The 22,050-nt window shown below is 58.6% G+C and carries 17 protein-coding genes; 9 read left to right on the plus strand and 8 right to left on the minus strand.

Translation table 11 applies throughout. The features are described from left to right. The first annotated feature begins 1 nt into the window (after window position 1). Both ABIQ96_RS26975 and ABIQ96_RS26980 read left to right on the plus strand, forming a co-directional pair. Window positions 2-865, plus strand: a complete 864-nt coding sequence (locus ABIQ96_RS26975) for an aldehyde dehydrogenase family protein (protein ID WP_348217776.1) — start codon at window positions 2-4, stop codon at window positions 863-865. A gap of 173 nt (window positions 866-1,038) precedes the next feature. Continuing rightward, window positions 1,039-1,710, plus strand: coding sequence for a ubiquinone/menaquinone biosynthesis methyltransferase (locus ABIQ96_RS26980; RefSeq protein ID WP_348217777.1), 672 nt, complete (start codon window positions 1,039-1,041; stop codon window positions 1,708-1,710). 3 nt (window positions 1,711-1,713) lie between these two features. On the opposite strand, the gene ABIQ96_RS26985 is transcribed toward ABIQ96_RS26980, so the two are convergent. The 3 genes from ABIQ96_RS26985 to dusB form a co-directional block, all read right to left on the minus strand. Further along, window positions 1,714-3,243, minus strand: coding sequence for a DUF1501 domain-containing protein (locus tag ABIQ96_RS26985; protein WP_348217778.1), 1,530 nt, complete (start codon window positions 3,241-3,243; stop codon window positions 1,714-1,716). A 3-nt stretch (window positions 3,244-3,246) separates the two neighbouring features. Continuing rightward, window positions 3,247-6,489, minus strand: a complete 3,243-nt coding sequence (locus ABIQ96_RS26990) for a DUF1553 domain-containing protein (RefSeq protein ID WP_348217779.1) — start codon at window positions 6,487-6,489, stop codon at window positions 3,247-3,249. A gap of 90 nt (window positions 6,490-6,579) precedes the next feature. Next, the gene (gene dusB / locus ABIQ96_RS26995; protein WP_348217780.1) at window positions 6,580-7,578 is read right to left on the minus strand and encodes a tRNA dihydrouridine synthase DusB; all 999 of its coding nucleotides are present in this window, start codon (window positions 7,576-7,578) and stop codon (window positions 6,580-6,582) included. Window positions 7,579-7,658: 80 nt separating this feature from the next. Between dusB and ABIQ96_RS27000 the strand changes: the two genes are divergently transcribed. The 5 genes from ABIQ96_RS27000 (at window position 7,659) to ABIQ96_RS27020 (ending at window position 13,130) form a co-directional block, all read left to right on the plus strand. Beyond that, on the plus strand, window positions 7,659-8,054 hold the full coding sequence (locus tag ABIQ96_RS27000) for a hypothetical protein (RefSeq protein WP_348217781.1): 396 nt from the start codon (window positions 7,659-7,661) through the stop codon (window positions 8,052-8,054). Between the two features lie 217 nt (window positions 8,055-8,271). Continuing rightward, window positions 8,272-9,231, plus strand: coding sequence for a phosphoglycerate dehydrogenase (locus ABIQ96_RS27005; RefSeq protein WP_348217782.1), 960 nt, complete (start codon window positions 8,272-8,274; stop codon window positions 9,229-9,231). Between the two features lie 158 nt (window positions 9,232-9,389). Then, window positions 9,390-10,748: a DNA cytosine methyltransferase gene (locus ABIQ96_RS27010; protein ID WP_348217783.1), complete on the plus strand. Its 1,359-nt coding sequence runs from the start codon at window positions 9,390-9,392 to the stop codon at window positions 10,746-10,748. Beyond that, a complete protein-coding gene (locus tag ABIQ96_RS27015) occupies window positions 10,745-11,548 on the plus strand; it encodes an endonuclease (RefSeq protein WP_348217784.1) in 804 nt (267 codons plus the stop codon). Before ABIQ96_RS27010 ends, ABIQ96_RS27015 begins: the two co-directional genes overlap by 4 nt. An 892-nt stretch (window positions 11,549-12,440) precedes the next feature. Further along, on the plus strand, window positions 12,441-13,130 hold the full coding sequence (locus tag ABIQ96_RS27020) for a hypothetical protein (protein ID WP_348217785.1): 690 nt from the start codon (window positions 12,441-12,443) through the stop codon (window positions 13,128-13,130). A 207-nt stretch (window positions 13,131-13,337) separates the two neighbouring features. Here ABIQ96_RS27020 and ABIQ96_RS27025 read toward each other — a convergent pair whose 3' ends face one another. Further along, window positions 13,338-14,930: a bifunctional GNAT family N-acetyltransferase/carbon-nitrogen hydrolase family protein gene (locus tag ABIQ96_RS27025; protein WP_348217786.1), complete on the minus strand. Its 1,593-nt coding sequence runs from the start codon at window positions 14,928-14,930 to the stop codon at window positions 13,338-13,340. A gap of 163 nt (window positions 14,931-15,093) precedes the next feature. Between ABIQ96_RS27025 and ABIQ96_RS27030 the strand changes: the two genes are divergently transcribed. Next, window positions 15,094-16,512, plus strand: coding sequence for an NHL repeat-containing protein (locus tag ABIQ96_RS27030; RefSeq protein ID WP_348217787.1), 1,419 nt, complete (start codon window positions 15,094-15,096; stop codon window positions 16,510-16,512). A gap of 121 nt (window positions 16,513-16,633) precedes the next feature. Here the strand turns inward: ABIQ96_RS27030 and hisH are convergent, their stop codons facing one another. The 4 genes from hisH to ABIQ96_RS27050 are packed head-to-tail and all read right to left on the minus strand — an operon-like array spanning window position 16,634 to window position 21,141. Next, complete coding sequence (gene hisH / locus ABIQ96_RS27035; protein WP_348217788.1) at window positions 16,634-17,248, minus strand: imidazole glycerol phosphate synthase subunit HisH; 615 nt, start codon at window positions 17,246-17,248, stop codon at window positions 16,634-16,636. After that, entirely contained in the window at window positions 17,245-17,838 is a 594-nt protein-coding gene (hisB, locus tag ABIQ96_RS27040) for an imidazoleglycerol-phosphate dehydratase HisB (protein WP_348217789.1), read from the minus strand. The genes hisH and hisB overlap by 4 nt, the downstream gene beginning before the upstream one ends. 29 nt (window positions 17,839-17,867) lie before the next feature. Continuing rightward, a complete protein-coding gene (locus ABIQ96_RS27045; RefSeq protein WP_348217790.1) occupies window positions 17,868-18,923 on the minus strand; it encodes a PTPDL family protein in 1,056 nt (351 codons plus the stop codon). A gap of 34 nt (window positions 18,924-18,957) precedes the next feature. Next, the gene (locus tag ABIQ96_RS27050; RefSeq protein WP_348217791.1) at window positions 18,958-21,141 is read right to left on the minus strand and encodes a DUF255 domain-containing protein; all 2,184 of its coding nucleotides are present in this window, start codon (window positions 21,139-21,141) and stop codon (window positions 18,958-18,960) included. Window positions 21,142-21,259: 118 nt separating this feature from the next. On the opposite strand from ABIQ96_RS27050, the gene ABIQ96_RS27055 reads away from it, so the two are divergent. Next, the gene (locus ABIQ96_RS27055; protein WP_348217792.1) at window positions 21,260-22,048 is read left to right on the plus strand and encodes a ParA family protein; all 789 of its coding nucleotides are present in this window, start codon (window positions 21,260-21,262) and stop codon (window positions 22,046-22,048) included. The last annotated feature ends 2 nt before the right edge of the window (window positions 22,049-22,050 follow it).

The raw sequence follows: 22,050 nt of genomic DNA on the forward strand, positions 1-22,050 counted from the left end.
CATGCGTCTCCCCATCACTAAAACCCCGAAGTGCTACGTCGGCGGCGGATTCATCCGCTCCGAAAGCGGCCGGGTCTATCCGATCAACGACGCGGCCGGCGCGTTCTTCGCAAACATCCCGCTTTGCACCCGCAAGGATCTGCGGAACGCCGTGGAAGCAGCCGCCAAGGCAGGTCCAGGCTGGGCAGCCCGCAGCGCTTACAACCGCGGGCAGATTCTCTATCGACTCGCCGAAATGTTGGAGGCGCGTTCGGCTGAAATGTCGGAAGCCATTTCCCTCACCGGCATTTCCAAGAAGGATGCCGATCGCGAGGTTTCCGCCAGCATTGACCGCATCGTCCATTACGCCGGCTGGACCGACAAATACCAGGCACTCCTCGGCAGCGTGAATCCCGTTGCCTCGCCGCATTTCAATTTCACGGTCACCGAGCCGATGGGGATCATCGGCATCGTCGCACCGGACACGGCTCCGCTGCTCGCTCTACTTTCCCTTGTCATGCCCGCCATCACCAGCGGCAACACCGTGATCGCTCTGGCTTCGACCACGCAGCCTTATCCGTCTATTTTGTTAGGTGAAATGCTCGCCACCAGCGACCTCCCTGGCGGAGTCGTCAATCTACTCACCGGCGAACGTTCCGAGCTCATTCCGACTTTCGCCACTCACGCCCATCTTCGCGGCATCGCCGCTGTTGCGAATCTTGAGGATCGCAAAACCCTCCAGATCGGAGCGGCCGACAGCGTGAAGCGTCTCAAGCTGATCCCCTCGGAAACCGCCACCGATTGGTTTTCCGAAAAAGCCCAGGGACTCTACGAGATCCGCGATCACCTCGAGTCCAAGACCACCTGGCACCCCATCGGAGCGTGATGCCCCCATGGACTGCGGTGGGAAGCGGAGCGCCACACCGCTTTGGATGAACCGGCATCCACCGTCTTCCTGCCGCCCGAAAGAATCCAAAGCGGTGTCGCCGCTGCGCTCTGCCACCGCACTCCAGAGGACATTTCGCTTGTCCGAAACCTCATCCGGTTTACCCATCCCGCATGCCCGACGCCGTTTACGTCCATGACGCCTTCGCCAGAATCGCCGATCGCTACGTGCTCACCAACCACGTCCTGAGCTGCGGCATGGACATTATCTGGCGGAAGATCGTCACCGCCCGCATTCGAAAATGGAAACCTGAACGGCTGCTCGACGTCGCCAGCGGCACCGGCGATCTCGCTTTGGAAATCCAGGACCAATGCCCGCAATGCGAGGTGATCGCCTCCGATTTCTGCGCGGAAATGCTCGCCCACGCAGCCAGCCGGGGCATCGCGAAAACCATCGTTGCCGATGCGTTGAAACTCCCTTTCAAAGATCAGGAATTCGACGTCGTCACCGTCGCTTTCGGCCTTCGCAACATGGCCGACTACCCTGCCGCGCTCCGCGAAATGAACCGAGTTCTCAAGCCGGGCGGTCGTCTCGTCATTCTCGATTTCTCGCTCCCCGAAGGCATCATGCGCGGACCTTACCGCTGGTATCTTCACAATATCCTGCCGCACATGGCGGGTTTCCTAACTGGCCAAAAGGACGCCTACGAATATCTCGGCGGCTCCATCGAGCAATTCCCCTCGGGCAAGGGAATGACCGATCTGCTGGAGACCTGCGGTTTTGGAAAAACCGCGGCCACTCCGATCACTTTCGGCGTCGTCACCATCTACGAAGGCACCCGATAATCTTCAGGCCAAGAGTTCCTTGACGACCTTCGCGGGTTCAACGCCCGTCAGCTTTTGATCCAATCCCTGGAACTTGAACGTGAGTCGATCATGATCGACACCTAGCAGATTGAGGATCGTCGCGTTGAGATCCCGGATATGCATCGGGTCCTTCACAATGTTGTAGGAGAAATCGTCGGTCTCGCCATAGGTCACGCCGGGCTTCACACCGCCGCCGGCCATCCACATCGAGAAGCAGCGCGGGTGGTGGTCGCGTCCGTAGTTGTCCTTGGTTAGACCGCCCTGCGAGTAAACCGTCCGGCCGAATTCGCCGCCCCAGACGACCAGCGTATCATCTAGCAGGCCACGTTGTTTCAAGTCAGCCATCAGCGCGGCGGTCGGCTGATCGATGTCTTCCGAGAGCGTCTTGATATTCGCAGGAAGATTGGTGTGGTTGTCCCAGCCGCGGTGGAAAATCTGGGTGAAGCGCACCCCGCGCTCGGCGAGGCGGCGGGCCATCAGGCAGTTGTAGGCATAGGTTCCTGGTTCCTTCGCCTTAGGGCCGTACATGTCCCAGATCGACTGCGGCTCGTTGGATAGATCGGTGAGCTCCGGCACCGAAGTTTGCATGCGGAAGGCCATTTCATACTGGGCGATGCGGGCGTTGGTTTCCGGATCACCAATCTTTTGGAAAAGCTCGCGGTTCATTTCGCCGACGCCGTCGATCATCGCGCGGCGCATCGAAGCGGGAACCCCTTTGGGATTTGAAAGATGAATCACCGGATTTCCACCCGACCGCAACGCGACTCCGGCATGATCGGGTGATAGAAAACCGGAAGACCAAAGGCGCGAGGAAAGCGCCTGGATGTTCGCCGTGGTGGCCAGCTTGGAGGTGAGAACGACGAATGTTGGAAGGTCATCGTTCATCGAGCCGAGGCCGTAGGAAATCCATGAGCCGATGGATGGTTTTCCCGGATTCATGTTGCCCGAGTTGGCCAGAAGGATCGCCGGTTCGTGGTTGATCGCGTCGGTGTGCATCGAGCGGACCACCGCGAAATCGTCGGAAACATTGGCGAGGTGGGGGAACAGCTCGCTGACCCAGTGACCGGCATTTCCATGTTGCTGGAACTTGTAAAACGAAGGCGCCACGGGAAACCGCGTTTGCGAGGCGGTCATGCCCGTGAGCTGCTGGCCGCCTCTAACGGACTCCGGCAGGTCCTGGTCGAAATGTTTGGCAAGGTCCGGCTTGTAGTCCCATGTTTCAATCTGCGAGGGAGCGCCCGCCATGAACAGATAGATCGCCCGCTTCGCCTTCGGAGCGAAATGCGGCAGCAGGGCCGCCTGCATTTCCGCAGCCTGCGCGGAGTTGCCGCCTTTGGCGAAAAGTCCGGCGATGCTGGCCCAGGCGAGGGATTTCCCGGCACGGGACAGGAACTGGCGGCGCGAGGCAAGGGCCAGCCATTCCCTTTTCAAATCGTCCGGGATCGGCAAGTCCATCACGGTCGGGCCGTCGCCGCCGTGGTCCGAGCAAAGTTGAATCGTCGGTGGTTTCATGGCTTACTTGTTGAGGGTTTCGTCGAGGTTCAAGAACTGGTTGGCGACCATTGCCCAGGTCGCTATTTCGATCGGATCAAGATCGGGATTCGCCGGAGCGTCACCATTGGTGAGCACATCCTTGGCGTCCTGCGGATGTTCCTTATAGTGGGCGGAGAAGCGATCCATGCTTTTGGTCAGCTTGGCGAGTTCCTCGTCGCCTAACTGGCGTGAGAGCAAAGTTTCGGCCATGAAATCCATGCGTTCCTTCGGGTTGCTGGATTGCTTGATCGCGCGCTCCGAAAGCTTGCGGGCGGCTTCGAAAAACTGCGGATCATTCATGCTTACCAGCGCCTGAAGCGGAGTGTCGGTGCGGGTGCGCCGGGTGCAAACGACTTCGCGAGCCGGAGCATCGAAGGTTTCCAATGACGGCGGCGGTGAGAAACGTTTCCAGAATGAATACATCGAGCGGCGATAGAGCGCTTCGCCGGAATCCTGCTTGTAATGAAGCGTGTTCGACTCGGGCATGGAAACGGCTTCCCAAACTCCGTCCGGCTGATAGGACTTCACCGGCGGCCCGCCAACGGTTTTTGCCAACAGGCCGGATGCCTGTAAAGCGGTGTCGCGCAGGACCTCGGCATCCATCCGGAAACGAGGGCCGCGGGAAAGCAGGCGGTTGGATGGATCAGCGGCGAGGGCTTCCGCGCTGACGTGGTTGCTTTGCCGGTAGGTGTTCGAGGTGAGCAGAAGTTGATAGATATGCTTCACGTTCCAACCGGACTCGCGGAATTCCACGGCCAGCCAATCGAGGAGTTTCTGATCCGACGGGCGCGCGCCCATGATCCCGAAGTCGTCAGACGTTTCCACAATGCCCGTGCCGAAGATTTCCTGCCAGATGCGGTTGACGGTGACGCGTGCGAACAGCGGGTTTTCCGGCTTGAACAACCACTCGGCGAGTTCGAGGCGGTCGGACGCGTCGTGAGAACCGGGAAGGAATTCCGGGGTGGCGGGCTCGACCAACTCCTTGCGCGCCGTATAGACACCACGGTTGAGAACCCATGCGTTCGCCGGAGTTTCGCGCTCGCGGGCGATCAAGGTTGCCTGGCCATCTTTGCCCAGCGCACCGATTTCCGCATCCGCAGCCTTGATTTGCTCACGGAGCTTGGCGGCTTCGGGATCCACGCTGTCGATGAAATAGCGATCCAGCCCGAGGAAGCGCTGCATGGGATTCCATTTCTCGGGATCCGGAGAAGCGGCGAGCAACTCGGCAGTTAGATCCTCTTCGGGAAGACGTGCGAATTCGGCGGGATCGAGCGCACGGTGATAGACGCGCGCATCGAAGAAAGCGCTCTCGCGCAACCGGTCGCTCTCGACACGCTGTCCGAGATTGAGCGGCAGCTTGTTTCGGATGGTGTCGCCGGGCTGGAGATTGTTGACCGTGATGTTGGTTTTTCTCTCCTGGCCATTGACGAAAAGCTTCACGCCCTCCGCTTTGCCCGATCCATCATAACTGAATCCTAGATGCACCCACTCGCCGCGCGGGATGCCGCCGGTGTTCAGTCGGATGGCGCGGTCCGGCCAGTGATTGATGATGTGAACGACGAAATTGTCGCCATCGATGAACATGTCCCAGCCGCGATGGCCGTCCTTGCTGTCGTCTCCCATGCGGGAAATGAGCGAGCCATTGCCCGTGTTGGCGTTGGAAGTTTTCAACCGCAGATTCACCCAGGTGGCAGCGGAGAATTTCTGGTCCGCCTCATAGTCTCCCAGATCGGGCATCGGCAGGTTGGAGGTGATGTCCATCCGCATCGTCGGCCAGTACCAGACGCTCTCACCCCAGACGAGCGGGTTGGTGTCGACTTTGTAGCTGGGCGTTTTCGCGCCTGGGGCGGAGTTTTTCACCACGTCGCCACTGCCCTCGTCGAGGCGTAGTCGCAGGTCTAATGCATCGGAGGAAACCGGCAGCGGCTTTTTGCCCGAAGCAAGCCATTCGCGGAAAAGCTTCGGCGCGTCGGCCCGGCGCTTTTCGTAATTCGCACCGGCTTCCGAACGCCGCGCGACCGCGGCATCGAACTCCGCCTGCTTATCGGGCGGCGGCAGGCGCAGCACCGGGCCACTGTCGGCAACGTTGTCATCCCACGACTTCTCGGCGGTGTTGTTGAAAAACGCGCCGAGCGAATAGAAATCCTTCTGCGCCGTCGGGTCGAACTTGTGATCGTGGCAAACGGCGCATCCTACCGTTAGACCGAGAAACGCAGCGCCAAACGCCTCCGCCCGGTCACGCGTTTTATTCACTTGGATTTCCTCGGGGATCGTGCCGCCCTCGTTGGTGGAGAGATTGCACCGGACATAGCCGGTGGCGATCCAGGTATCCGCCGTTTTCGCGGGGATCAAATCGCCCGCCAACTGCTCGCGGACAAACTGATCGTAAGGTTTGTTAGCAGCGAATGAACGAATGACGTAGTCGCGGTAGGGCCAGATCGAGCGCACGTTGTCGAAGTGGATGCCGTGGGTGTCGGCATACCGCGAGTAGTCGAGCCAGTATCTCGTGCGGTGCTCGGCGTAGGCGGGCGAGGCGAAGAGTTTTTCCAAATACGCCGCATAAGCCGCGTCGGAGGGATCTTTCGCGAATTTTTCGACGTCCGCCACATCCGGCAAAAGTCCGGTTAGATCGAGCGCGGCGCGGCGCACGAGGACCCGTGGATCTTCGACGGATTGGATCGAAAGTTGGTTTTGCTCCAGCTTTTCCTCAATGAAGGAATCGACGGTATTCTTCACCACCGCGGGTTTGGCCACATCCGGCACGGGCGGTTTGACCGGAGGGATGAACGACCAGTGCTCCTCGTATTTCGCGCCTTGGGCGACCCAGCGTTCCAGCAGCGCGATTTCCTCGGGCGTGAGCTGGTTATGCGATTTTGTCGGCGGCATCACCTCGTCCGGATTCTTCGACTTGATGAGCTTCACAAGCAGCGAGGCACCCGCATCGCCCTTGACGATCACCGGCTTGCCATCCTCGCGGTTTTTGAAAGCGAATTTTTCCCGATCCAGCCGCAGCGGTTCCTTTTTCGGCTCGCGGGTTCCGGAGTCCGGTCCGTGGCAATGGTAGCAGTTTTCGGAAAGGATCGGCTGAATCGACTCATTGAAGGAAATCGGCGCTCCTCCCTCAGGCACGGCCCCTCCGGACGCAGTGACTTTGGTCGTGCGGTCGCAACCGGACAAAATACATCCAGATATAATCGGGAGAATAATGCGAACAAAAGGTTTCATTAACAGGCTGGAAAAGTGGGAAAGCCGCTGGGATCTGGCTAGACCCCCAAACGGGTTTGCCCCCCCGAATCTTGCACCGGAAACCGGCGATCACAACTCCTGCAGCACTGCCCGTTTCTCTAGGGAAAGCGCCGCCAAATCCTCGACTTCCGCCAGCGAAGACACGTGACAAAGCTTCTGCCGAAGCTCCTTCGCACCTGGAAATCCCTTACAATAAGCCATCAAGCGCGAGCGCATCGCCGTGAGAGTCTGCTTCTCGTTTCCATTCCGCTTGCTGTCCACCGCCAGGTTGCAATGGTGCATCACCAGCTCCCAGCGCTCTTCTTCCGCCACTTCCGGGAGTACCTTGCCGGTTTCGAGAAAATACTTCGCTTCGCGGAAAACCCACGGATTTTGCATCGCAGCGCGGCCGATCATCACGCCGGAGACAGCGGTTTCACTCTTTCGTTTCAGCAAGTCCGCACCGCAATGGATGTCACCGTTGCCGATGACCGGAATTTTCACCGCTCGCGCTACCGCATCGATAACGTCCCAATTCGCCTCGCCGCTATATCCCTGCGCCCGTGTCCGACCGTGCACGGCGATCGCCTGCATGCCGCTGTCTTCGAGAATTTTCGCCACCTCCACCGCGTTCACCGAGTTCTCATCCCAGCCGATCCGCATTTTCGCCGTCACCGGGACCTGATCGCCCACCGCCTTCGCAACCCCGGATGCGACTGATGCGAGGATCGGACAATCTTTCAGTAGCGAAGAGCCGCCATTCCGCGCGACCACTTTGTTCACCGGGCAGCCGAAATTGATGTCGATGAAATCAGGCCGTTTCCAATCGATGATCTTTTTCGCCGCCTCCCCCATCCGCTCGCCGTCCGCGCCGAAAAGCTGCACGCCCACCGGCCGCTGCTCGTCGGTGAATTCCGTGTATTTCCGCGTCCTGTCGTCCGCCTGCATGATGCCCTCCGCGGAAACGAATTCCGTCACCATCACATCTGCGCCCAATTCTTTGCAAATTTGGCGGAAAATCACATCCGTCACCCCGGCCATCGGCGCGAGGTAGAGCGGGAAAGCGTTGTTGGAAAACCACGGAAGCACAGGCGGAGATTACATGCCGAACGTGTTCCTCGTCCACCACACATCTGCCGCTTTTTCGCACTATTCGAGCGGCAACGAGCATGATAGGCAACAAACCGCACCAAATGACTTTTTACCAAACTCTGTATCACGCCACATGGCTAGGCCAGGTTGCGGCAAACGTGGCCGTGATGATATGCGCCTATCCCGCATTCAAATCGACAGGACACCGCGCGTTTTTCTTCATCCTCTTTGGATATTTGATCGGTACGTTCGACACGATTTTCGATCACACCACCCTTCCTCTCCACAAAGGCCATCCATCCTTTATTGCTTACTTGATCGCCCGAAAACTCAGCTACATCGTCTGCATTACCTCCACCACCACCGGCTTGGTGCTCTTGATACGCTCCTACATGCGGTTAGCGAAAGCGAATGCGCCACAAGCTGGCGAGCCAGTGGCAATCGCAAGTGTCACTGGCGATGAATCGCAGTGATTCGTCTAAATTACCGGGTTTGCGAGCCTGAACACTCTGCGAGAGCGCGAATCCACTGGATTCAACGTCCTGACAGTGTGTGAGGGGGCCAAAACCGCCAGGTTCGCCCCCCGACAGAGTGCGGGAGCCCCAAATCCCGTCCTGTATCCACGGACGCTCACGAATTCACCCAAACTGGTATCTTGATTCTTGTTTCTGGAATCTTTCTCCTCCCCGCATGCGCATCCTCCTCACCACCTGTTCCTACCAAGACACCCCCGGCCCGCACCACGCATTGATGGAATCCCAAGGCTGGGAAATCGTCCGCGAGCGCGGGCCGCTTTCCGAAGCGCGAATGTTGGAACTCGCCGGGGATTTCGACGCCTTCCTGTGCGGCGATGACGGCATCACCCGTGCGGTCATCGAGAAATCGCTGCCGCGCCTGAAGGTCATTTCGAAATACGGCATCGGCCTCGACAAGATCGACATCCCGGCCACGAAGGAGCTCAAGGTGCCGGTCCTCTTCACTCCCGGCGTCAACCACGACACCGTCGCCGAGCACACGTTTCTGCTGCTGTTAGCGCTCGCGAAAAACTTCGTTTACGCCATCGACGGCACCCGTGCGGGACAGTGGAATCGCAAGACCGGCAGCGAGTTGTTTGAAAAACGCATCGGCCTCATTGGGCTCGGCCGCATCGGTCAGGAAGTCGCCCGCCGCGCCCGTGCTTTCGGCATGGAGGTTCACGCGTATGGAAACTACTGGCCTGAGGACATCGCGGAGCAATTCCAGATCACCCGCCACGACTCGCTTGATTCACTTTTCTCTGCCGTCGACATCATCAGCCCGCATACCAAGCTCAATGCCGAGACGCTCCACTGCGTCAATTCCGACCGTCTCGCCCTGATGCCCGACGGCTCGTGGGTCATCAACACCGGTCGCGGCGAACTCATCGACCAAGCCGCCATCGTCGCCGCCCTCGATTCAGGGAAACTCGCCGGCTACGCCGCCGACGTCCTCGACGAGGAACCCCCGCCAGCCGACCACCCGCTGCTCCATCACCCGAAAGTCATCATCACCCCCCACGTCGGTTCGCGGACGTTTGAAAGTGTCCCGCGCCAGGCGATGAAATCGCTGACCAACCTTATCAACGCCCTGAAAGGCGAGGGCGAGTGCAACTGCGCGAACGGGGTGATTTGAATGAAATGTCATTGTCCATGGGGGTCGGCATCAACGCAGCCGACAGAAGCTTTAAGACCGACAAAAATACTAGGCGGCACCGCGCTGCAATCCATGGAAAAGACACGACCAGAATCAAATGTCTTGAACCTGAAATTCCAAGTAATCATAAGAACACTATGAAACGTGTTTTGAAATCAACTAAATCATCACGGCCGGTCGGAGTGGATCTTTTTGCAGGAGCGGGCGGCATGTCGCTTGGATTTGAACAGGCGGGCTTCAATGTCGCCGCAGCGGTGGAGATCGATCCCATCCACTGTTGCATCCACAAGTTCAATTTTCCAAAATGCACAGTGATTCCCCACTCGGTTGAAGATGTAACGGGTAACACGATACGGAAAATCGCGGGAATCGAAGGCAAGGTGGATGTCGTCTTTGGCGGGGCACCCTGCCAGGGATTTTCAATGATTGGCAAGCGGATCTTGGACGATCCCCGAAACAGCCTAGTTCGTGATTTTGTTCGTATCGTCTCGGAACTAGATGCGGATTATTTTGTTTTTGAAAACGTAAAGGGCCTAACGGTGGGAAGTCATAAGAAATTCCTCGAGGAGTTGATCGAGACCTTTGATGCGGCGGGATATGCCGTGAGGCTTCCATGGATGGTTCTGAACGCGGCATCTTATGGCGTTCCGCAGGATCGGAAGCGGTTGTTTTTGCTGGGTGCCAAAAAGGGGTTGAAACCACCCTGCTATCCGCCGCCTATCACGACCAAGGCGGGCCGTCCGCACGAGATCGGGCTTACACAGGGGCCATCATGCATGGATGCGTTGGATGACCTTCCCGATGCCGATGAATTTCCAGCGCTGCTAAATAGTGACGAAGTGAAGCCGCCGCGCTGGCGCAAGGTCTCTTCTTACGCCAGCGAGATGCGTTGTCTAAATGACGCTGCCTGGCACTTCGGCGAGATGCGGCTCTGGAATCCCAGACTTCTGACATCCAGCACGCGCACCGGACATTCCGAGATTTCCAAACTCCGCTTCAATGAAACCATGCCAGGCGCGGTGGAACCTATTTCGAGGTTCTTCAAACTCTCATCAGACGGTGCCTCGAACACCCTTCGGGCTGGCACCGATTCTGCGAGAGGTGCATTCACCAGCCCGCGGCCAATTCACTATCGGCATCCGCGTTGCGTCACCGTCCGCGAAATGGCGCGCTTGCACGGCTTTCCGGATTGGTTCCGTTTTCATCATACCAAGTGGCACGGTGCCCGCCAGATAGGGAACGCCGTTCCGCCCCCGCTGGCCCGTGCGGTGGCAGCGTCTCTCATTACGGCTATGGGAATCAATCCCCAGTGTGGACAAGTGCCGATTCCTCTTGGTGACCCGAAACTTCTTTATGCTGACATGTCGCAAGCCTCAACCTACTGGGATGTGTCGGTTCCCATCCAGAAGCGAGACCGTAAAAGTGGTGCTCGCAAACGTACGCAAACGGAAACAGAGGCCCAACGGCTTGGGAATGTAACTTTGAAATCAGCATGAAGGAGAAGCAGCCAAACCGCTATCAGGCTCTGGTGGCCGAGATTTTCAGGAAATCTCACAAGAAGGGAGTCACTTCCGTTTTGTTCTCAAGAGAGGAACTGATTGAAACCGCTGACCGCCTCCAAATAAAAATCCCGAAAAATCTGGGAGATGTCCTGTATTCCTTCCGCTACCGATACCCCCTTCCTGCGGAGATCCTAGCGACGCAACCTAAAGGCAAGGAATGGGTGATTGAAGGGGTGGGGCGAGCGCTTTATGAATTCAAACTCGTTCCCATCAACCGAATCGCACCCAACCCGAATCTGGTGACAATCAAATTGCCAGATGCCACGCCGGAGATTATCGCAGTCAATTCCTTGTCGGATGAACAGGCGCTGCTCGCCAAAGTCCGGTATAATCGGCTAATCGATATTTTTCTAGGAGTGGCATCTTACTCGCTTCAGAACCATCTGCGTACAACTGTGAAAGGTCTAGGGCAGATTGAAATAGACGAAGTTTACGTAGGTGTGGACCGCCACGGATGCCAATACATCATACCCGTGCAGGCGAAGGGCGGAAATGATCAATTGTCCGTCGTGCAGGCGAAGCAGGATATTGCCTGCTGCACTGAAAAATTTCCAGGTCTTCAATGTCGGGCAATATCCGCGCAATTTATGGATGACTCGAGGATCGCACTTTTTGAACTCTGTCTCGATGCGGACGGTATGGTAAGGACTGTGGAAGAACGCCACTACCTGCTAGTTCCGGGCGATCAGATTGAGTCAGCTGATCTGCAAAGCTATTGCCAAAGATCCAAGTAGGCAAGTTAGCCAGTGAAAGGGCCGCGTGCATAAGGATCGGCGGCTTGCAAGCGGGCTCGAATCGGAAACCGACGGCGTGAGATCACCCCTATTTTTTGGGCTGCTTGGCCGGGGTCGGAGACGTTGCGGGCGACTTTCCAGATCTGGGAAAACTGGGCTGCATTTTCTTGCTGAAACGGAAAACAAGGTGGTCACTAAATTCGCTGGCGTGAACCCGACGAAACGGCGCTTTCCCTACTGCTTCCAACGATTGCGAGGGGAAGATTGGATCTTCCCCGAGGAAGAACGAATTCAGACAGGGGAAGCGGCCGTTTTCCCCGGGGGCGGCATCCCCTTCCCTCGGGGCGGGAGTTGTTTCCCCGGGGGTGCGGCCGTCTTCCCCGTTTTGGCCGGAGTTTCCCGGGGGAAGAATGGATCTTCCCCGGGGAAGCAGCGGTCTTCCCCGGGGGCGGGAGCAGATTCCCCGGTATGGACGGAGTTTCCCCGGGGAAGGAAGATTCTTCCCCAGGGACAAGACCTGCTTCCCCGGGGACACGGCTCGCATCCCCGGGGGCATGGGCCGGTTCCCTTGGGAAACTTGAGTCTTCCCCGGGGAAAGCCGCCCCGTGGCGGAGGAAGCAGGGTTCTTCCCCCGGGAGGGGAGCGACTTCCTTGGGTAGAAGTTAGTTTTCCAAGGCGGGTCGAACTCACATACGGGGGCGAATGGGGTTAGAGGAGGCCGCCGGAACGGTTTCCCGTCACCCAAAAGTGCGAAAATAGTGCCGAAAAGGTACATTGACAATCAGGCGGAAATTTCTAGCAGTATTGAGGATTGGGCTCCGGCGTCTATCCAAACGTGCGGAATAACTGCCGGAGTCCTATCAACCACACAAAACAAGAAAGAATTAACATCATGGCAGGAAGCCCCATTCCCACCCCCGAAGCCGATCTGGTCCCATGGCTGACCAACTTCGGACCGAAACTCTCCAACTACGCCGCCACGCTCGGCCTGCTACTGGCAGACGTGACAACGACACAGGCGGATATCAGCTATGTGATCTATCTGCTCAACGTGCGGGTGCCGGCGGAGCGGCAGTCGCTGGCGGCGACGGTGGAATACAAGAACTTCATCAAGGAAGGTGACGCCTCCGCGCCGCTGCCCGCGACCCTGCCGGGAACGGTGGCTCCGCCCGCCTATCCGGCGGCGATCCTGCCGGGTGCGATGACGCGCCTGCGCAAGCTGGTGCAGAACATCAAGTCCCGTCCCGGCTACACGGAAACGATCGGCCAGGATCTGGGCATCATCGCCACGGATGAATCGGCCGCAGCGCTGGTGCCGACGCTGGGAGTCGTCAATGCGACGGCGGGCAGCGTGACATTGTCGTGGAACAAGAGCGGTTGGACCGGCGTGAAACTGCAAGGCCGCACCAATGGCGGCGCGTGGGTGGATCTGGGAGTGGATCTCTACAGCCCGTTCGCGGACACCCGCCCGCTGGCCGTCGCCGGAGTGCCGGAAACCCGCGAATACCGCGCGGCCTATCTGGACGGCGACACGGTCTTGCCGGGATACAGCCAGGTCGTCCAAGTGACGGTGATTCCCTAACTCCTGATACCGTTTGAAGATCGGGGCAGGAACCGTTTTCCGTGGAGAAGGCGGTTCCTGTTTTTTTGAGCGGCCAGGTATGAAGATTTCGCGCGAAATGAATTTGCCTAGGGGCCAGCCATTCTGGGCTGCGCCATTTTTGTCAGGTCTGCTAGTGCAGACTCTGGATTCACGCTCCAATTGCGGAGGGTCGCGTTCCCGTCGTCGTTACTTCGGCAGCTTGATTTCCGGGGCTTCGGTTAGCTCGATGCTGGTGTCGAGGTTCTTCAGCTTCACTTTGAAATCAAACAGATCCGTCCGGCGGTCGAGGCGGGGGGTGACGGAGCCGGAGGCGCGCGAGCGATAGAGGTCGCCGGTGTCGATGTCGGTGACTAACAAGGTTTCCACATTGGAGTCGGCGATGGCTTGGATGCCGTCGCGGGCGAACTCGAAGTCGGACGGCGTGAACACCGCGGCCTGGCCGTAGTGGATGTCCATCGCGGGGACGCTCGGGAGATTGCCGATGACGCCGGCGGTGGCGACGAAGATCTGGTTTTCAATGGCCCGCGCTTGGGCGCAGTAACGCACGCGGAGCTGGGCGTGGCGGTCGTCGCAGCAATACGGGACGAAGAGGATGTCCACCCCCTGGTCCGCGAGGTAGCGGGTGGCCTCGGGGAACTCGACGTCATAACAAATCTGCACCGCGATCTTCGCTTTGGGCGTAGGCAGGACGATCAGTTCGCTGCCGCCGGAAATGCCCCAGTAGCGTTTTTCCGAAGGGGTGATGTGGAGTTTCGGCTGGGCGATGTAGCGGCCCTCGGGATCAAATATCAGGCACTTGTTATAGAGTTCGCCGTCTTCCTCGATCGGGTGGCTGCCGCCGATGATGTAGAGGCCGTATTTCTGTGCGAGGCCGGACATCAGTTCGATGAAGGGACCGGTAAAATCGGTGGAGAGCCGGCGGATGCCTTGGATGGATGACAGCGGCTCGATGAAGGAAAGGAGCTGGACGGTGAAGAACTCGGGGAACAACACGAAGTCCGAGCGATAGTCGGCGGCCGTCTCGACGAAGTATTCCACCTGATTGGCAAAGTCTTGGAAGCTGTCGATTTTACGCACCTGATATTGCACGCAGGCGATGCGGACTTTCGACGAGGGTTCCGTTTCGACGTAGTCGGGGTTGAGCCACTCGATCAGGCTTGCGTGGTTAAGGCTGACCGGATCGGTGATGTAGTTACGCAGGATGCCGCGGACGACGAAGCCCTCGCGCAGTTGGAAGCTCAAGACGTTGTCGCGGATCTCGCCGTCCTTGACCCGCTGGACATACTCTTCCGGTGTTAGCCCGGCGGCCATCGCGGCATAACCGGCGAGCCTGCCTCCGGCAAGGATGCGGCGCAGATTGAGCCGCTTGCAAAGTACGCGGCGGGCTTCGTAAAGCGCCGCACCGATGCCCATTCCTTGGTCGTCCGGATCGACATAGACATCCGCGCCGTAAAGCGTGTCGCCGCTCGGGTCATGGTTGTGAAAGTAGCCGCCGTCGGTGACGCCCGCGTAGGTGTGCTGCCGGTAGGGATCGCGGTCCGCCTTGATGACCAGCGAGGAAACCGCGCCCACGATGCGGCCACCGATCACCGCGACGAGTTGTCCGGCGGGAAATACCTTCAAATGATTGTGCAACTGCCGCACGCTCCACACGACGTTTTCCTCACCCAGCAGGGGGAATGCCTTGCTGTTCAGCTCGATGAGGCGGGGAAAATCGTCGGGTTCGACTTGGCGGATGAGGACTTCCCCGGCTTTGCTTTGATACGTGGAAGAATCCATGGGGCCAAGTGTCCCGAGATCCGCGCCCGGGTCAAGCGGAGCTGAGTCGCAGAAAATTCCGGATGGAATTATGAAAAATCGATTGTTTGAACTCAGAATGTTTGCCTTGGCACATTACCTAATGGAGTTTGACCTTCTTGGCATTCAGCAATAGGCCCACTCCGTGAAACTTCCTTTGATTGCCATCTGGTTCGCCGCCCTGTGCCAGTTTGCTGCCGCTGACAAAACGATTCCGAACTACGCCATCGCGGACCTCGTCCTCGGCAAGCCGGATTTCACCATGGCGAACTCTGGAGTAAAAAGCGCCTCCACGATGTATAATCCATCTGCGATCACGATTGATCCTATCACCGGCAAGCTTTTCGTGGCAGAAGAGAACAATTTTCGAGTCCTGCGTTTCTCCAATTACCAATCACTCACCGATGGCGCAAAGGCGGAAGCGGTATTTGGTCAACCCGACTTCAGCACCGCAGTTGCGGGATCGGGAGCGACGGGATTCGGGCATATCAGGGGAATATTCTTTGATCAACACGGTCAACTGTGGGTCGCTGACGGTGGACACAATCGAGTGGTGATGTTTGAAGCTGCGAGCAGTCGGAGCAGCTTTCCCACGGCAGATCGCGTTTACGGCCAACCGGACTTCACGACCTACGAATCCGGGACCACTGCCACCAAGATGAAAAACCCGTATGGAGTTTTTGTGGACACAGCTGATCGGCTTTGGGTCGCGGATAGCATCAATGACCGGGTTTTGAGATTTGACTCCATCAGCACCAAGCCCAGTGGTGCCGCTGCGGACGGAGTCATTGGCCAGTTCAACTTTTTAAGTAGTCCTTCTATTGGGTCGGGCTCCTCGGAAACACGGTTCCCCACCGACATCACGGTTTCGGCAAATGGCACTTTGTTTGTCGCCAGTCCAACCGGAAACCGTATCCTTCGCTTCGACAATGCGGCAAATCTCGAAGATGGGGCGGGCGCTAGTGCAGTGCTCGGGCAACCGGATTTTTTCACGACTTCGGCAGGCACCAGCGCAACTCAGTTTGACACTCCCTTCGGCCTACATCTCACGGCAGATGACTCGCTCTGGGTATCAGATTTCTACAACAATCGCGTCGTCTGTTTCTTCAATGCATCCAGTAAGCCGACTGGCTCCGCAGCGGACCGTGTGGTCGGCCAGCCAAACTTCACCACCAACATCTCGGCGATGACGAACCGCAATTTGGATCGTCCTTACATGAGTCTGTTCGTTGATCCCGAGGGAAACCTTTGGGTGCCCGACAGCTATCACAACCGCGTCCTTCGCTTCCCGCCGGATGTGACCAAGCCGCGTCTCGCCGCGACTGGCCCGGTTCCCAGTAAGGTCACTTTCTCCAAGCTCAATATCAAGGGCACCGCAAGCGACACATATGGGATTTCCAAGGTGTATTACCGCATCGGCTCGGGGGAATGGAAGCTAGCCCGCGGCACCACTAGCTGGAAATTCACCGCCATCCTCGCATCCGGCAGAAACAAAATCAGCATCTACGCTGTGGACTCCGTGGGAAACAGGAGCGCAACGAAGGTCTGCTACGTGAAGCGCTGATCCGACTCGATGTGGTTTCGAGCGTAAACGAGCACTCGCTAGCGATCTAGATCCGTCGCCTTGCCGAGTGATTCTCTGATATGAGTTTCACGTTATCGACAAATCCAACCTATTCACGAGTTCACAGCCCCAGAAAATTCCGGATCAGGCGGAGGCCGGCTTCCTGGCTTTTTTCCGGGTGGAACTGGCAGGCGAAGAGGTTGCCGCGCTCGACGGCGCCGGCAAAGGTCTGGGTGCCGTAGGTGGTTTGCGCGACGACGGCATCCGGCGCGGCGGGCTCGGGGAAAAACGAGTGGATGTAGTAGAAATACGGATCCCCGCCGAGGCCCTGCCAGACGCGGGTGTCGCCGCGGGTGGCGGTGGCGGAGTTCCAGCCCATGTGCGGGATTTTCAGGCCGGGTTCGTCGTGGAAGCGGCGGACGGTGCCGGGGAGGATGCCAAGTCCGGCGGTTTCCGGAGCTTCCTCGCTGCCGTCGAACAGAATCTGATAGCCGACGCAGATGCCGAAGTACGGGCGGTCCGCGGCGATCCAGTTTTTGAGAAACGGCGTGAGGCCGCGCTCGTCGAGACGCCGCATGGTATCACCAAATTCGCCTTGGCCGGGCAACAGCAGATGCGTGGTATCGCCGATCTGGTCGGGACTGGCGATGATGACGGGATCCTCACCGAGCGAACGCAGGGCATTGGCGACGCTGCGCAAATTGCCGCCGCCGTAGTCGATGATGCCGGTTTTCACAACGCGTCCTTGGTGCTGGGAATGCCCTTCACCCGCGGGTCCTTCTCACACGCGTCGCGAAGGGCGCGGGCGAGTCCTTTGAAAATCGCTTCGGCGATGTGGTGGCCGTCACGACCGTACAACAGCTCGACGTGGATGTTCGCGCGGAGGTTGGATGCGACGGCGCGGCAGAACTCCTCGACCAGAGTGAACGGCATGTTAGGCGCTGACGGAGTTCCGGCAGGCGCGCGGAACTCAAGGTGCGGACGGTTGCTGAGATCGACGACAACACGGGCGAGCGTTTCATCCATCGGCAGATAACAGCAGCCGTAGCGGCGGATGCCTTCCTTGGTGCCGAGCGCCTCGCGCAGGCAGTCGCCAATAACGATGCCGGTGTCCTCGATGGTGTGATGGAAATCCACATCGGTGTCGCCGACGGTTTTGACGTTGAGATCAAACAGTCCGTGTTTCGAAAACAGCGTTAGCATGTGATCGAAGAAAGGGATGCCGGTGTCGATTTTGGAAACTCCGGAGCCGTCGATATCTATCGACAGTTCGATGGAGGTCTCCGCGGTCTTGCGGCTGCGGCTGGCGGTGCGTGGCGTGGACATGAAAGCGAATGGGAATCCCGAGCGGAGGCTTATTTTTTCACCTTGGCGGCCTCTTCAAGCATCGCGAGGTATTTGGGCGAAATTCCTACGGTCCGCGCATTGGTGATGGCAGTGGAGACGGCAGTCGGGTTTCCACTGTTGTGGATAACAGCCCAAGCCTCGCGCCAAGTTCTGCCGCCATCCTGTCCGAGCGCCGTCTTGACCGAGCCGAGGCGAACTAATTCCGCTTCGCCAAAACGAATGGTCTCTTCCAAACTCGCCTTATTGAAAGGGCTCGGCGTAACCCAACTTTGATGGGCATCCTTCTCGGATTTCAATCGGGCCTCAAACGCGGCGTCCTCTTCCTTGATCGCACTATCGGTGATCCCGCGATCTTCGGAAGACATTTGCTCCAAGCCGGCCGCCCGTTTCTTGAGGCGGGCGTCAAGCGTGCTTAGGGATTCCTTGGCTTCCGCCACGTGAGTCTTGATCACTTGCTGCATCAAAGGGGACAAAGAACCGAACGAACTCGTGCTCTGGAAGTTTTTGCAGAAATCGGAAAACGCCCGGAGCGCGGCCAGCGTCTCTCCCTGAGCGACGAGACTGCGGATGCTCGCCTCGGCGACGCGGGCGTCGAGATCGTAGGCATTCAACTTGTACTCGGCCGGAGAAACGATGGAGCCATTCACTTTGATACCGCCGGAGGCGATCTGGGCGGATTCCGCTTTCAGGGTGGCCAGCATGGCTTTCGCGTCCTTGGCCTTGTCTCCGGCGGGGTAGTCCTTGAGAAATTTCATGACGGCGTTGATCCGGACTCCGTATTCCTCATCGGTCAACAAATCCGGGGTGGGCACCAATTTCGCGATGGACTCAAACGCCTTCAAATCCGGCTGGGCGCGCTCCACTTTCACCACATCGGCTTTAGGAACCTTGCGCTCGTCCCGGATGCTCTTCGTTACTTGGACTTCCAGCACATAGTTACTCGCATCCTCGCTGGAGATCGTAGCCTCAAGCGTAGTTCCGTCCTTGAGAGTGAATTTGTCGGCCTTGGCGGGAAGCGAGACAGCCAAGGAAATCAGGGCGAGAAGTGCGGGATTCGTTTTCATCAATGGGCGGTGGGTTACTTGCTTGGAGGAGCGTTTATAATTTCGGGTTCGAGGGCAAGACCGCTTCTTGCAGCGCCTGCACCGTGGAAACGAGCCGCGATTTGTCGTTTGAAAAGAGGACTTTAACCATGCCCGGCGGAATTTCATCCGCAGGTTTTGCAGCACGACGCTGAATCATCCTTGGCGGCAGCCGCTCGGTGGCCAGCTTCAGGTCTGCGGAAATATTCGCGCCGGCAATGACCGTCACCTTGAACTCGCGGGCGATCGTCGCCTGCAGCAAGTCGGTATGCAGGATCGGCCGGTCCACCGAGTAGGTGGGAAGCGGCGTCGCCAATTCGCTAAAAGTCTTCACCAGCGGACGCCCGCGCTCGGCAAGGCGACATTCGGCGAAGGAAATCATGCCTGCCGTGGAATCGTCGAAAAGCATGACCAGATCCGTCACCGGCAGATCGATGATTTTCGCATCGTCGGGACATTCCTTGAGAAACTCGCTGTCCGTAAAAAGCTCGGCGGCAGTGGTGGCGAGGTCTTCCGACCAGACCAGCCATTTGTCGTCGGAGGTGATCGCGGAAACATCGATCGCCGCCTGTAGGGCGAGACCATAAATGAATGCCCGCCCCTCCCCCAGTGATTTGGGTGCATCTTTGGAAAACTCGCGCAGCTTCGGCCCTTCAGCGAAAGCAGCGCGGGCTTTCTCCAACAGATCGACCGCTTTTTTGAGGAATTTATCATCGCCCGTGACGCCGAATGCCGCCGCATAGGCCGATACCATCCGGAAAGTGGCGGCGGCGTGGGAACAATCGTCGCGAACCATCGGTCCCAAGCGGGCATTGCGGACCTTCAAAAGGATTTTCCGCGCCGAATCAAATCGCGGCGCGAATGTTTCGGGTGACTGCGACTGGGCCGACGCGATTTCTGTCAGCGATTGGCCGATCCCCAGGCTGTTACAGCGGAAAAATTCGCGGCGCGGATCCACTTCCGACGGCAGGTTTCCAAGACCCTTCATCTGCGTCGCCTTGATCCACCAACTCGCGTCTTCCGGTGGCAGTTCCTTTTCGATGTCCTCGACGCTCCACAACCACGACGCGGGATTCGTCTCGACCGACATGCCCACGGAAAACAGCCCCTCGGTCGTTAGATAGGTTTTTTCCGAAAACGTGATCAACCCCAGCGCCTTCTCCAGCGCCCGTTGGTCCCCGGTCGCCCGATAGGCATCCATCAGCGCGATCGCCACCCGCCCCTGTGTTAGACAGTCCCGGGAAAATGAAGGCAGCGCCCACGACGTTCCGCGGCGGGAAGTAAACACGCCGCCGTCGAGCGGATCGAACATCGCGCTCGGCAACAGATCGACTAACAACTCACGCGTGGTATCGATGCAGCGCAGCCGCGTGTCCGCCGGAAGCCCGGGCTGGATGGCGGCGGTGGCAAGAAGATCGAGCGAACCGGCCGGAAACAATCCGCCGGCCTCGTCAAAACTGCGCGACGCGGGGTCGTAAAATGATGCAAGCTGCCGGATGCTGCGGACGACGTCCTCCGCCGGCTGCTCGCTCATCACGTTGGCGTTCTTCCGCTGGGAGATCCGGGCCCGTCGCGCGGCGTTGTCGAGACCGCTGTTTTTCACGACATATGCCGAGTCTTCGGCCCACATCCGGGAAACCATGGAATGGGATTGGTTGAACAAATCCGCAACATTGCTAGACGACGATTTGCTCACGGGAATCCAAGCGACCGGATCACCGTCCGGAGTCATCCAGACGAACAACGGGAGTTGCAGAGGGCGCTTGATTTCCGCGCAAAGATCCGCCGTTAGAAGACCGATCTCGCGGGCCGCATCTCCGTCGACGAGCACCGGCACATAGGTGCTGTTGATCGCCCCAACCAAGGCGGGGTCGGACGCCAACGAAGCCAGCACACTTTGAAATCCCGGTTGTTGGGGCATGGCGATCACCGCGAACACCAGCCGTTTGGCGGCTTTCGCACGGTCCATCGTCTCGCGAGTCCACGGCTGCCAATGAATCGGAGAGCCCGCCTGGCTGCGGTAGACCGCGCCAGGAAACGCCCCAAGGCCGTTCGAATCGAGTTCGGAGGCCACTACTGCCGGAACGGTAGTGGCTTGTTTTTCCGCGCTTTTCAATTTCCTGCAGCCCCCGGTTCCAAGCATCATGCCACCCAGAACGATGGCGACTGCTGACGAACCATAGGGAAATCGTGAATTCATGGAAATGGGACGGGGACCGCAAACGGGAGTGATCATTCCCTTGGCGACCGCATCTTGAAGAAAAGACTTCCGATGTGGCAAGCCGAAGCTACCTTTGCGCCACAATTCCCTTCGCAGTGTGATCAGTATCGCCGTATCCAGCCAAAAAGGAGGAGTGGGTAAAACCACCGTCTCGATCAACCTCGCTCACTCGTTCGCCCGGGCCGGGGTGAAAACCCTGCTCGTGGACGCGGATCCCCAAGGCTCCGTCGGGCTTTCGCTGACCCGTCAATCGCGGTTGCTCGCGGGATTTTATGATTATCTTGCGGATCCCGGGATTCCATTGGACCGCCTGATCGTGCCGACGCGGCTGGAAACATTTTCTTTGGTAGCGAGCGGCCAGGCCAGCGACTACGAAGCGGGCGGTGCCGGCATGGGTGCCCATCTGGCGCGCGTCCGGGCATTTCTCCGCAGCGTGGCTACCCGCGGCTTCGACCTTTGTTTGATCGATACGGCGGCCGGGCTATTCGGCGTCACCGGCGACGTGATCGCCTCCAGCGACGCGATCATGATTCCCCAACAGGCCGAGCCGTTAGGGATCCGCTCCGTGCCGAAACTGCTGGAAGGCCTGAACCGCCTGCGGGTGATGAATCCCCGGCTGAGCGTGCTCGGCGTCTGCCTAACCATGGTGCAGAACGATCTCGCGGAAAGCACCGAGGCGGCTGCGGCGTTGCGTCAGTTGCTGCCGCCGGAAATGGTTTTCCAAACGCAAATCCCGCGCGACGGATTGTTTGTCCGGGCCAGCGCCCGCGGTCTGCCGATCGGCGTGCTGGAGGACGGTGCGGGCGCACAGGTGGTATTCGATTCCCTGCGTGCGGAAATCGAAGCGAAACTCGAACCGAACAGCGGCCACTACGCCACACGCTGAAA

The sequence above is a fragment of the Luteolibacter sp. genome (genome assembly GCF_039920825.1).
In the GTDB taxonomy this organism is placed as follows: Bacteria; Verrucomicrobiota; Verrucomicrobiia; order Verrucomicrobiales; family Akkermansiaceae; genus Luteolibacter.